Source organism: uncultured Parabacteroides sp. (assembly GCF_902493135.1).
GTDB lineage: Bacteria > Bacteroidota > Bacteroidia > Bacteroidales > Tannerellaceae > Parabacteroides.
The window spans coordinates 93,966-106,838 of sequence record NZ_CABUOD010000003.1; the positions used below are offsets into that span (position 1 = coordinate 93,966).

13 protein-coding genes are annotated in these 12,873 nt (G+C 46.9%); 3 read left to right on the forward strand and 10 right to left on the reverse strand.

The genetic code is table 11. The features are described 5' to 3' along the window. Positions 1-58: 58 nt before the first annotated feature. Positions 59-913, forward strand: coding sequence for an SDR family NAD(P)-dependent oxidoreductase (locus RDN79_RS02155; protein WP_298546589.1), 855 nt, complete (start codon positions 59-61; stop codon positions 911-913). 127 nt (positions 914-1,040) lie between these two features. Here RDN79_RS02155 and RDN79_RS02160 read toward each other — a convergent pair whose 3' ends face one another. Next, entirely contained in the window at positions 1,041-2,675 is a 1,635-nt protein-coding gene (locus tag RDN79_RS02160; protein WP_298546591.1) for a pseudouridine synthase, read from the reverse strand. A gap of 125 nt (positions 2,676-2,800) precedes the next feature. On the opposite strand from RDN79_RS02160, the gene RDN79_RS02165 reads away from it, so the two are divergent. Together RDN79_RS02165 and RDN79_RS02170 are read left to right on the forward strand one after the other, a co-directional pair. Beyond that, positions 2,801-4,342, forward strand: coding sequence for a family 43 glycosylhydrolase (locus RDN79_RS02165; RefSeq protein ID WP_298546593.1), 1,542 nt, complete (start codon positions 2,801-2,803; stop codon positions 4,340-4,342). Positions 4,343-4,488: 146 nt separating this feature from the next. Further along, entirely contained in the window at positions 4,489-4,989 is a 501-nt protein-coding gene (locus tag RDN79_RS02170) for an N-acetyltransferase (protein WP_298546787.1), read from the forward strand. A 377-nt stretch (positions 4,990-5,366) separates the two neighbouring features. On the opposite strand, the gene RDN79_RS02175 is transcribed toward RDN79_RS02170, so the two are convergent. From RDN79_RS02175 to RDN79_RS02215, 9 genes are all read right to left on the reverse strand, one after another. Next, positions 5,367-5,846: a hypothetical protein gene (locus RDN79_RS02175; protein WP_298546595.1), complete on the reverse strand. Its 480-nt coding sequence runs from the start codon at positions 5,844-5,846 to the stop codon at positions 5,367-5,369. Further along, entirely contained in the window at positions 5,837-6,247 is a 411-nt protein-coding gene (locus RDN79_RS02180) for a hypothetical protein (RefSeq protein ID WP_298546597.1), read from the reverse strand. The genes RDN79_RS02175 and RDN79_RS02180 overlap by 10 nt, the downstream gene beginning before the upstream one ends. A 111-nt stretch (positions 6,248-6,358) precedes the next feature. Further along, positions 6,359-6,823 carry a DUF6808 domain-containing protein gene (locus tag RDN79_RS02185; protein WP_298546599.1) on the reverse strand — a complete coding sequence of 155 codons (465 nt, stop codon included), beginning with the start codon at positions 6,821-6,823 and terminating at the stop codon, positions 6,359-6,361. Next, the gene (locus tag RDN79_RS02190) at positions 6,820-7,293 is read right to left on the reverse strand and encodes an N-acetylmuramoyl-L-alanine amidase (RefSeq protein WP_298546601.1); all 474 of its coding nucleotides are present in this window, start codon (positions 7,291-7,293) and stop codon (positions 6,820-6,822) included. The genes RDN79_RS02185 and RDN79_RS02190 overlap by 4 nt, the downstream gene beginning before the upstream one ends. 17 nt (positions 7,294-7,310) lie before the next feature. After that, on the reverse strand, positions 7,311-7,658 hold the full coding sequence (locus RDN79_RS02195; protein WP_298546603.1) for a hypothetical protein: 348 nt from the start codon (positions 7,656-7,658) through the stop codon (positions 7,311-7,313). A 124-nt stretch (positions 7,659-7,782) separates the two neighbouring features. Then, the gene (locus tag RDN79_RS02200) at positions 7,783-8,139 is read right to left on the reverse strand and encodes a hypothetical protein (protein WP_186931663.1); all 357 of its coding nucleotides are present in this window, start codon (positions 8,137-8,139) and stop codon (positions 7,783-7,785) included. A 21-nt stretch (positions 8,140-8,160) separates the two neighbouring features. Beyond that, the gene (locus RDN79_RS02205; protein ID WP_298546606.1) at positions 8,161-11,376 is read right to left on the reverse strand and encodes a hypothetical protein; all 3,216 of its coding nucleotides are present in this window, start codon (positions 11,374-11,376) and stop codon (positions 8,161-8,163) included. A 173-nt stretch (positions 11,377-11,549) separates the two neighbouring features. Then, on the reverse strand, positions 11,550-11,939 hold the full coding sequence (locus RDN79_RS02210) for a hypothetical protein (RefSeq protein ID WP_298546608.1): 390 nt from the start codon (positions 11,937-11,939) through the stop codon (positions 11,550-11,552). 256 nt (positions 11,940-12,195) lie between these two features. Further along, entirely contained in the window at positions 12,196-12,873 is a 678-nt protein-coding gene (locus RDN79_RS02215; RefSeq protein WP_308572818.1) for a hypothetical protein, read from the reverse strand.

Consider the following 12,873-nt stretch of genomic DNA (forward strand, 5'->3'; position numbering starts at 1 on the left):
GTTGCAAATGCTTCCAATTATGATTACTTTTGCCATCCTATTAAAAAGCGACAAGATCATGGCAGACAACTATCTGGAAAAGAAATACGAAGAATATCAATCCCGCAAGTCTTCCGGTAAAATGGAAGGCCGGTCGGCGAACCGCCCATACGGTGGCAGGAAAGCGGCCGTTATCCGCAAAACCAGGAGAGTCTTTGTGACAGGAGGCGCGGAAGGCATAGGCAAAGCGATCGTAAAAGCTTTCCGTTCCGCCGGACACCGCGTGGCGTTCTGCGACCGTAACGAAACGGCGGGAAAAGAGACGGCGTTGCAGACCGGAACCTCTTTTTTCCATGTCGACGTAAGTGACCGAGAAACGCTTGAGAACTGCATGCAGCAGATTTTCAAGGAATGGGGCGATATCGATATCGTGATCAACAATGCGGGAATCAGCCGTTTCTCCCCGATCACGGAGACCGATGTGGAAGATTTCGACCGGATATTATCTGTGAACTTGCGTCCGGTCTTCATCACTTCCCGCAAGTTGGCCATCCACCGCCAATCACAGGAGTCACCCAATCCGTTCGGCCGGATCGTCAATATCTGTTCCACCCGCTATCTGATGAGCGAACCCGGCAGCGAAGGGTATGCGGCATCCAAAGGCGGCATCTATTCGCTGACGCACGCCCTTGCACTCTCGCTTGCCCAGTGGCATATCACGGTCAACTCGATTTCGCCGGGCTGGATCGAGACGCACGACTACGAACAACTTCGCCCGGAAGACCACGCCCAACATCCATCGGGACGAGTAGGCAAACCGGACGACATCGCCCGTATGTGCCTGTTCGTCTGCCAGGAGGAAAACGACTTCATAAACGGCGAGAACATAACGATCGACGGAGGGATGACGAAGAAAATGATCTATATCGAATGACAACCGCTATACCATAGGCATGGCACAACCGTTTCCATAGCATGAAACTGCCGTTTCCTCGGTATGGCACAATCGTTTCATGCCGAGGGAACAACAGTGCCAAGGGCATGAAAAAATCGTGGCACAACTATAAAAGATCATCAAAGCCGGACTCCTTTTCTATTTCCATATACACTCCGGAGACAGGGTGCGTAAACCCCAAGTATTCGGCATGCAGATACAAGCGGCCTGCTTGCTTGCCATACAACTCATCCCCTACTATCGGGGCATTCAAGCCAAGCGGATGGGCCGAATGGACACGCAACTGATGTGTGCGCCCGGTTCTCGGTATGAAAGAAATGAAAGTACGCCCCGAATCACAATACAACACGGTATAATCAGTCACGGCAGGTTTCCCGCGAACCGCATCGACCACCTGCCGCGGCCGGTCTTCCGGGTCCGGGCGGAGAGGGAGTTCGATATGGCCTTCTTTTTCCTCCACAATGCCATCCAACCAAGCGACATACCGTTTACACACCGTCCGGTTCTTGAACTGCGCCTGCAAGTTCTGATGCACTTCTTTCGTCTTGGCGATAAGTATCAGGCCGGAGGTCGCCATGTCAAGGCGATGCACGATCATCGGCCCGGTCGCTTCGGGATACATCCGTCGCACCCGTCCGTAGACGGAATCGATATCCGATTTTCCGGGAACCGACAACATGCCGGCCGGTTTGTTCACCACCGACAACCATTCGTCTTCATACACGATTTCCAACACCGTATCCCGGTGCAAATCCGTTTCCAACGGGTTTTCCTCGACGTGCAGGCCTTGCAGCATGTGCTTCAGGATCGGTCCGCATTTCCCTTTGCAGGCCGGATAATAATATCCATGACGGCGGATCTCGTTTTTCGGAGAATCTCCCCACCAGAATTCAGCCATAGCCAGAGGTTGCCAACCGTTCCGGTAAGCATATTGCAGGAGCTTGGGAGCCGCACACTCGCCTGTACCTGCCGGAGGCGTCTTTTGAACGGTATCCTTGAACAGGTCACACAAATCCCGTTCCTCTCCACGGGCGTTCAGCATACGGAATTGTTTGAAAAGCCATTGTTGAAGAGCGGCCGAGCGGATCTTGCGTTCCGCTTTGAGACGTTCGATTTCCGTCTCGAACACCTCTACTTCCGCTTGGAGGGAGGCAAGGCGGTCTTTCCAATATTGTTTCTGCCGTTTCAGTTCCGCTTTTTGGAACTGGCTTTCGCGGATCAGTTGTTCCGCGTCTACCCGCGTGACGGCCGAACGAAGGCGGTCACGTTCTTCCTTGGCCGCTTTCATCCGATCCCGCATCTCATCCAAAACCTGTTCGGCAAAGATCGTCTCGTCGGCCAACCGTCGCTTGCAATCCTTATATCGCGCATCTTCCTGCAACTCCTCGATCCGCCTGCTGATCCCCGATATCCGCTCTTCTTCAATCCTGAAAAAGCCGTCCGGTTCTTGTACGTCATAGACCGGAGGCACAAAATAAACGTGCCGGTTCTTTCCTGCCAGAATGCCGGAGAAGGCTGCCAGATAGCCGACCTCCCCCTCTCCTGTACGGACGATCAAAACGCCGAACATCTTCCCCTTCCGCAATTCCTCCTGCCATTCTCCTTTTGCCTCCAAATAGCGCCCGACCTCGCCCGCCGCCGCCACACAAAGGGGATGCGGAGTATAATGGAACGGATAGGTAAACTTTTCCGGCAGAGAGAGAAGAGAAATAGAATCTGCAAAATAGTGAAGTTTGTCCATGCTTTTTCCAAATCAAAACGTTTTATCCGGCAAAAGTAAAGGATTTTTTTGGACAGCTCCGTTTTATCCAGTAGATTTGTAACCATCAATTTTAGACCAATTAATAATTAGTGTTTTAACAAACCATGAACAGACTCATCATCGCCTTGTTAGGTTCCGTCCTGTATTCCGGCGCAAGTATGGCCCAGAAACAGACCTATTTCACCAATCCCGTTATTCACGGGGATGTCGCCGACCCGTCCATCCTGCGGATCGACGATACTTATTATGCAACGGGGACTTCCTCCGAATGGGCTCCTTACTATCCGGTATTCATTTCTAAAGACCTGGTCAACTGGAAACAAACCGGACATGTATTCGAGCAGCAGCCGGAATGGACCAAGTCGTCGTTCTGGGCTCCCGAATGGTATTATCATAACGGAAAGGTTTATGTGTACTATACCGCACGGAAGAAATCGAACAATACTTCCTACATCGGAGTAGCTACCTCCGACTCTCCGACGGGCAAATTCAAAGATCACGGACCGGTAGTCGAATTCGGGACGGAAGCGATCGATGCCTTTATCCTCGAAGACAAAGGTGATTTATACATCAGTTGGAAAGCCTACGGGTTGGACAACCGGCCGATCGAACTCCTCGCCGGCAAACTGACTCCGGACGGATTGAAGCTGGCCGGCAAACCGTTCAGCCTGCTCCGCGACGACGAACGTACAGGGATGGAAGGACAGCACTGGTTCAAAAAGAACGGTTACTACTATCTGATCTATGCAATCAACGGTTGTTGCGGTCCCGATAGCGATTATGCCGTAGCTGTCGCCCGCTCGAAGAAGCTCGAAGGGCCTTATGAAAAGTATGAAGGAAACCCGATCCTGCACGGAAGCGACGAGATACAATCTATCGGTCACGGTACGCTGACGACGACGCCTGACGGACGTATGTTTTATCTATGTCACGCCTATGCGGAAGGCAGCGATTTCTTTTTAGGGCGTCAACCTCATCTCCAGGAGTTGCGTTTCGGAGAGGACAACTGGCCTTATTTTGTCACCGGTGAATATGCCCGCCTGGCACAACCGATGCCTTTTGCCGACTGCGTGCAAGAGCCGGTAACCGGTTTCTTCGATAATTTTGCCGGTTCGGACCTGCGTCCGGAATGGAGCTGGAATTATCCGTACTCGAATGTCCAGGCTAAAATCGAAGGGGGCAAATTGCGTTTGAGCGGTTCTCCCAAGCCGGAATGCAAGACCGGAGAGGCACTTTGCCTTCGTCCGGCATCTTCGGGCTATACATTGGATGCCGGCATCACCAATCGGAACGGCAGCTGGAAAGGGATCACGCTTTATGGCGACAACAGCTACTATCTCGCTTACGGTTGTGTCGGCGACCGGTTGCAGATAAAACTCGTCCGTGAGGGGAAAGAGCAACAACTGGCCGATCTGCCACTTCCCAGCGCGGCATTGCATCTGCGCATGCAAGTGAAAGAAGGACTCCCCTACCGATTCGCCTGGAGCAAAGACGGTAAGATATGGACTCCGGTGAATCACGGGCTATCGGAAGAAGCCATACGTTCCCTTATTCGCTGGGACCGGGTGGCACGTCCGGGACTTTATCATGAAGGGGACGAAAAGGCGCCTGCCCTGTTTGAATACTGTTCTTTATCTTACCGGTAAAATGCCATCAACCCGTATCCGACAAGAACGATAGCCGCTATCCGGCATCTGCTCCAAGAGTTTTTCCATAAGTAGAAATCCATTGTTATTAAAAATCCATGCAACAGAAAATAGATGGGTCTGCAATTAGTCCCGATGAATCAGAAATGCTAAAAGACGAATTAATCGATACCGTGCAAGTTTCGGACGACTCCCTTGAAATTCGGCAAATCCTCCGCCATAAGAAACGTTTCCTCGATCTCCTGTTGTTGGCCGATGAACAGGAATCGATGATAGACCTCTATCTCGAACGGGGAGAAATGTTTGCGTTGTACGACCGGAATATCCTAAGAGCTATTTGTATTGTCACGGATGAAGGTGACAAAACGGTCGAACTCAAAAATATCGCAACCGATCTACAATATCAGAAGCTGGGATATGGCAAAAGATTGATCCGGTTTATCTCCGAACATTATGCAGGGAAATACGACACCCTGCTTGTCGGTACAGGTGAAAGTACGCTGACCGTCCCTTTCTACGAACAGAACGGATTCAAATATTCGCATCGTATCAAGAATTTCTTTACCGACAATTATGATCATCCGATGTACGAAGATGGCAAGCAATTAGTGGATATGGTCTACTTACGAAAAGAACTTTCCGAGTGACAAAGTAGCAACAATTCGATTCAGAAGATAGACAAATACATACAATAAAAAAGGCTGGCAATCGGAACTGTCAGCCTTTTTTGTGGAGATGGAGACTCTTACGGCTGTAATAAAACGAGCCAAAACTAAATATAAATAACTATACACCAAACATATAAGCTATGAATAACATTATATATAACCACAGAAAAACTTAATATAAAAAACCTGTTTTGGTCCCTGTTTCTAATACAAGGGACTATTCTGAGGATCGTTTGTTTTTTCGGCAGATCACTCAAATAATTGCCAAATATGAAATAAAAAGCCACCCCACCTTCACAGGCAGGACGGCTGAACAATTACTAATATTAAACTATGAACAAACACACAATTTCCACCTATAACACTTCCGGACAATAACGTTTCGCTTCAAAATAGTCGATAGACTTAGCTGTTTTCTTATCCCTTACAACGCACAATGCTTTTTCTCCGTAAATCACTCCGATAGAGTTACCGAATAAATGGGCATAAGAAGTGTCATATACATGAGCTATGCTATTACCCGTCATCACACCTTTTGATCCGCCAGAAAGGATTGCAATAGCAGATCCTGTGAAATAACCTATATTTCCGCCAGTAACATGATGCTTCCCGTCATAGTAAATCCTATTATTCTCCAATTCTTGACACGTGAAAAACTGAATCCACTCATCCGGGAGAATAATCCCGTTCTCAACAACCCAGCTAAAATTAGATTTAGCGACATTCAAAATGTCCTGTTTTGTTCGAGCTTGAAGTATAGACATATATCCTTCATTGCATGCATTACACTGCTTAGATCTCGACACTGTTATATTTTTTACGGCTATCATTTCCATTCTGATACGGGTTTAAATTCACCTTTGATGTCACATAATCCGCTTTTTGATTCACTAATAGTAAATTCCTGTCCTATAAGATAGAAAAGAAATATTTCTGAATTGCCTATGCGCTTTAGGTAAGTTCCTTTATAGGAATCAGAACTATCAATAGATTCTCCGGTCTTATCAAACAGCGTAATAGCTTCTTTCTGAGGCGTATTAGTTGCTATTATCCCACCATACTGATGCCCTCTTAGAATTATGAATTTTGGCGAACTATTAAATTCATCCTCCGTCATATCCTTTTTACCTACAGCAAAAACTTTATTAGTGTCAGAAGTTTCAGTATTACCATTATAAATGATCTTCACGCAGGTAGGCCTCACCTCTTTTTTCTTTCCCATCATCGCCCGCATCATATCAACCTCCTTTCTCTTGAAAGTCGGTCAAAGACTTGGGTTAAGAGGTGTTTACCCCCCCCCCATTAACATTTGTAAACAATTAATTTTCATTGCTTTACCTCCTTATTTTTACCAAATTCTATAAAAACCACCTATCCCGACATAGGGCGACAGGCCATGCTTGCCGATCCCGTAACCAGCCGTAAGGCCTATTCCCCACCGGCGAGCTTTCACTTTTTCTGTTATGTAGATTGTCTTCTGGAACACATCGATACTGTCAAGTGACGGATTATATCCTGACACCCACGCATGATAATCGTCCGTTAAGTACTCTTTTTGCGTGATCCTGATCGGGACTAAGATAGGTTCTCTGACTGTATCACCTTCGAGCGTTATGTAGACTGGGAACAATTCAGGAACCGTCTGGATAACCGTTTCATAGACCGGATAAGGGACTCGCTCTCTAAGAGTGTCAACACGGACGAATGTATCGGTTTTGCAGACAAGTTCGACCTCTGCTTTCTTCGTGTACCGTCCGGCCAAGAAGCAAAGAAAACAGAAGGTCAGAATCAATATAATGTGCCAGGCTTTCATGGCCGGACAATTATAGGTTTGAGAAATGATCTGTACTCTTCCCTGACATCGAAGCAAGGACATGATTTGATAAACTCAAACGGTTCGACAATGCCGTTATCGTTAAGATCCGGTGACGTATCGCGGTGTCCGAGTAGTTCGACGATGTTGTACACCTGACAAATATCGTTGATCAGATCGTCCATTGCCGCCTTTTGCGCCGATGTCCGGGTGTCAGCAGGTTTTCCGTTGGCGTCCAGTCCGCCGACATAACAGATGCCTACAGAGTGATCATTGTAGCCGATACAGTGTGCCCCGGCAATCGTGAGTGGCCGGCCAGTCTCTACCGTCCCGTCAAGGTCGATCACATAGTTATAGCCAATTTGATTAAAACCACGCACCCGGTGCATGTGGTCGATGTCCTTTGCTTTGATATCCTGTCCGGCGCGTGTGGCCGAGCAATGGATGATAATTGAATCAATCTTTTTCATTTTTTTGTCCTCCTTTATTAATACCCGTTTTGTGGCTCACGATCACCGCATTTCTTTTTCTCACATCTCTTTAAGGCAAGTTCAAGCTTCAGGTTTGAGTTTTCTTCTTTCAGACTAAACAACTCATCCTGTACCTTCCGAAGCCTTCCGGTCTGCTCAACAAACCGCTCTTCTTTATCTGACAGCTGTTTTTGCAGGAACTCATTATATTCTCTCAAAGCCTTGAACTCTTCTACATCCGCATGAGCATCTTCGATACGTGCGTTAGTTTTTCGGTTAGTCCAGAAGTTAATTCCCCATTTTGCCGCCTCAAATCCTCCAAGTGTTCCGATAATTGTTAGTATATCGGTTAATTTAATATTCACTTCACACCTCCTTCTTGATTTAAAATATTATATTTGTCGCGCATTTATGGCTGTTGCCATAATGGTAAATTTTTTATGGTTATACCGCCTCCGGTCTGTGATAGCTCGGAGGCGGATTTTTATATTATTCGACTGGTTGCACCACATCAGCAAGCGGTTCATCCAAGATCTTCACATACGTCGGCATCGTGAACTCGGAGAACATCCCGTTGCGGTCGATGAAGTCAACTCGCTCTTTGAGATATGACAGTTCTTCATCTGTCAAGTCTATATCTGTTGTTTCCGTTATGGCCGCTGCATCTGTAAAACCTATGTTGATCTGGCCACCTCCCAAGTCTTTAACGACAATTCGTTTCTGATCAACCTCCGAAATGGTAATCTTACGATCGATCGAGACTTTCAGTTCCATGTTTTTTCTCGTGTCAAACTGCGGTAACACGGTGTTGAGTATTAATACCCGGTCTTTTAATGTCAAGTTCATTCCTTTACTGTTTGTTATGTTTTAAAAATTATCAGTATTCAAATCGACAGAGCGAGGTTTGGTGCAGGCCACGGCTATCCCATTATCAAAGACAAACCACGTATCACTATTATCTATACGGTACGCCCCTTTCAGTCCGCCTCTAACATTGCCTTTAGGACTTCGGGTAAAATACCCATCAGAAAACATATAGCCATCAAACCAGGCTGCCCAAACAGAACTATCTGTTGGATAAGATTGAGTGGATTTGCTCGATCCATAAATAGCTGCCGATCCGGGTGCGCGGCCAACCGCTTTCACCCCGAACCGGCCTTGTGTCGAAGCTCCGAAAGCGACATCCACCAAACCATCATTATTACTTCCGTATCCAAGTTTTATGGTACGAGAGGTATCTCCAAAATAGTCGCGTCCTTCCCATACCAGCCGGTTGTTCATTATCTCAAAGTAACCGATCTTGCCACCTGACATGTAAGCCATACCGTTTTGAGTAACCCGGAATGGGGCACTCTCAGGGGTTGAACCGCCAGCCCAGAAACGGACAGAGGTGTCGGCTGTGCCTACACCGGTAAGCCCGGCCATGTTGTTCTGCAGGCGGATGGCTGTTTTTGCCATCACCTCTCCGGCGTTAGAGACTTGGAACGTCGGGTTGTCTTTCGTCCCGCCACACCAGAGCCGGATCGGGCCATCAGCACGCATCCCGGCAGTCGAGCCGAATGTGAGGAAGCCGGAAGCCGTCACTATGCCACGGTCAATTGTGACTTGCGTATTGCCGTCTATATCGGCTTTCTGCCAGTCCGAAGGGTTGTAGCTTGATCCGGCAGACCGGGATGTCTTGCAAATGAACATGCTTCCACCGGTTGTCCCATAGGTGATCCATTGGTCCCCAACATCATACGGCGGACGTGGGGTTGCGGTAAATACGCGGCGTTTGCTGTCCGCTTTCACGTCTGCGGCGGTGGCGGCAGCACGGGCGGCTTCGACCGCTGCCGGATCAACGATTTCCCGCCAGATATTGGAAGACGGGCCGATATACGTTTGAAGCACTCCGGTAGATGTGTTGTACCACATATCGCCGACGTGTCCGGGCTCCGTTCCTGACGGCCAACTATTCCAGGGGTTTGATGATTGGTAGTAGGTATCGATCTTGCCGTCAAGTTGGTTCTGGAGGTTGTCCTTGATGGAATTGAGCAGGTCTTTTGTTCCATAGACGGACAAGTCCGGTTTGTCCGCAATGTTGTTATAGCCTGAAGTGCCAGACGTAAATGTGACTTTTCCTGTAATTATTCCATTTATCAGGTCGATTATCAAACGGGCATTTTTATCTTTGATAACCCCTGTCGTAATCGTCTGGCCGGCTATCTCGGTATAACCGTATAGTGGCCCCCAACTTCTTACACCATCTTCAGGCGTATTGAGCACCCCTATCCAGAAATGATAATATCCGGGGTCTTCTTCCAGTTTTATCTTCCGATCAGTCACAAGGATAGAGCCGTTTGATGTCGTTCGGCTGCACTTAGCATAGACATAGTAAGCAATAGAGTTGCTTAACCTGTGAGAAGAATCTGGAATAGTCCACTCCGCGATAGTTTCACGTATGGTAAAGTGCACCAGCTTTCCGGCTGTCGATTTAAAATAATTAGCGTCGTTGTCCGCATTTGGGATAAACTTAATCCCTTCAAGATCCATTTGTTGGGATTTTGAACCTACTAAGAGATGTGCGAACTCGGCCATCAAAGCGGATGTAAACTCTGTTTGAAATGAACCATCCGGATCGAACATCATTTCCTGAGTTTCCTTGACATCCCTATAACTTCTCTTAGACCATTCCTTGACGGGACGAACATGATCTTCAATCTCTTCCGGCACTTTATTAACATCATCCACCAAATCCTTAAAACCATTCGATTCAAGAAAATCAGACAAAGTTAGTTCATACCGGTATGAGGGTGTACCGTCTTTCTCAATATACCTTTTTACCTTGGTAACGCGAATCTCCCGATCAATATCCAACTGTTCGGAATACACACCGACCATCTGGCCACAGACGATAAAAAGGTTCTGCAGACGAAAAATTACCTCGTCACATTTACCACGCAACTGGATGCGTTTCTCGCATTTGCCGTCCAACCACACTTGCGCTTCTTCCTGTAGCTGCAAGGATGCGTTATCACGGTAGCCTTGCGGCATCTTCAGGCCGGTAAGGATAAACTTGTCACCGACAGAGAAGTTAATGTCACCGGGGACTTTCAAAGCGTTCTCCTGGTCATTCTGCTTTAGTTTGAACTGTTTCAGGTCATTGTCCCAACTGTCTTCGACGATTGCAAGGTCATAGCCGGCCAAACCGCCATCCTGGAATGTAACGATTACTTCTACCCCGTCCAACAGGCAATCGGTAAGGTTGAAATCCATACCGGAAACTCTCAGGGTGTAGTCGTCGATCTTCTCCGTCACGGCAAACTCCCCTTTCGGAAAAATGTGGTCAAATTGCATGGACTTTTCTATCCGGCCGTACTTCTCCACGTTCTTTTCAATGGAAAGCCGGCCTTCGGGCAAAAGAAGATAATCAGCCCCATAATCGGAACCGAGGTTCTTGTCTGAACCATAAGGATAAAGAACTGTTACAGGTGGCGTATCATCAACAGCGGACACTTCCAGTTCGGTAAAACCCATTCCTTCGCCCTGTGCCAAGACAAGGCCGTTGCTTGAATACTCCCTCCTGCCGATATTTATTGTCTGACCGGATATCCAGTATTCCGTATCCAATTCTTTAATGAGTTCGTCAAGTACTGTCCCGACTTTCTTATCTTTGAAAGAAAGGGTAATCATCCGGGATTCGATACAGGATCCGGCCACCCAACCAGATCCTGTACGGTTCATGTTTTTGACAAATAGGATTAACCAGTCACGGGCGGTACCGGTGTAATAGTCGAAGTTCTTTTTCCGCTCCGGTGTACCATGAAGGAAAAACTCTGCATCCAAAAGGTCGTACCGACTTGAATAGAACTGAACGGTATATTCCCAACCAAGAGATGTCTCCCTTTTCGTAACTTTCTCATTATGCCGGATCTTATATTTTGTTCCTTCAAAGTCTATATAGTCGTTGATCTGAAGGTTTACCACATTGCGGGAAAGAAAATTCAGGGTAAGAGTGTCCTCACCCATGATCTCTTCGACCGTATAACTGTTATCCTTCAAATAAACATCACAAACTACCGTATTTCCGCGCTTTATTTCCATGCTGCTAAATTATTGCTGATTCGGTTCGACAGGCCGGATAATCAAATATTATAAATGACATTCTGACTGTTGTCGTGATTTAATATATAATCGTTACTTTTGCATAGGTCATGCCGAAAGGCGCAATATTGTTGTTTAACCGTCTCCGGTCTGTGAAGATTGGAGGCGGATTTTTAAAGTAGCCTAAACGCAAGCCCACACGTGCCAAAAGTCGTAGACAACGCTGCAATCTCACACCAGAACATCGGCTTCGTTGATACAAAGTCCTGCCACAGATTACCGGTTACTCGTTTACTCATACCTATTACCGTGTAAACGATAAAAGCCAGCCACACCGGAATAAGAACCCACCAGAAAGACGTGCAGCCAACCCATAGCTGAGAAGAAAGCAACGTCAATGCCGCCGATCCGCAATGAATGCGGTTTATCCAAGCGTCTTTGAAATCGGGAGCCAAACCGACACCGGTCAAACCGATACAGGCTGCGATCGCCAGCAACCGCATGGTGAAGGTTGCACTCAGTTCCCAGACGACCGGGAACAGAAACATTGCCGTCAGTGCCATGCTTGCACAAAAGATCAATTTATGATCAAGGGCATAATACGTCGCACTGATTGAGTACGGCACACCTTTCGTCTTTATACAAACCGCTGCCGTATAAGCAGCGATAATCAAAAAAGAAATAATTAATAACAGCATGATTTTCAAACTTTATTATTTAACTTCGCCACGGAGACTTCGGTCCCCCAATTTTCTTTTTTGCCGCCTCCTACCTGTGATAGCCTGGGGGCGGCCTTGTTTCATGTCTTGCCAGTGTGAATCACATTTTTACTGCACGGATTATACCTCCTGTTGACATAAATCCTCTTTGGTACTGGAAATTTCCTGATTTTAGAATTTGAAATAAAAGTGTACTCCTATCAGTATCCAAAGAACAAGACAGCAAACCAACAAATGAAGAATCCAGATTTGGTACACCCCATGACATTGTTGGTTGGAAAGGAATGAACATCGATTTTTCACGACTATCACCTAAATACCAACCATCTTTTCCGTTTACAGTTTTTCTCTCTTTGTATACAGCATTATAAAGTATTCCAAGCTCTTCAAAAGTAGGTACTCTCCATCCGTGGGGACAGGGATCATATCTTCCTTTATCTGATGTCCATAAATATGGATACTCGCTTGAATTTGTTTCACTACACCAAGCATATTGATATGTTCCAGGATTTGAACTATATGGATTCCCGATCAGTTTAGAAGCATTGCTCAAATCTTCCCCCTGAGCTATCGACAATTTGCCCGTCTGACAGGTCGTTACCGAAGAAGGAGCTCCATAACGACGTCCCCACTGGAACATGCTTCCGAATGTTTCGGGAAGATCAGCAAAATAGTTCTTCCCTGTTTGTATATCAGTAATAAGACTGGTCGTTGCCCATTTCACACCACCGATTTCAATATATGGGATATCCATATTACCCATCAAACTCCTTTTCAT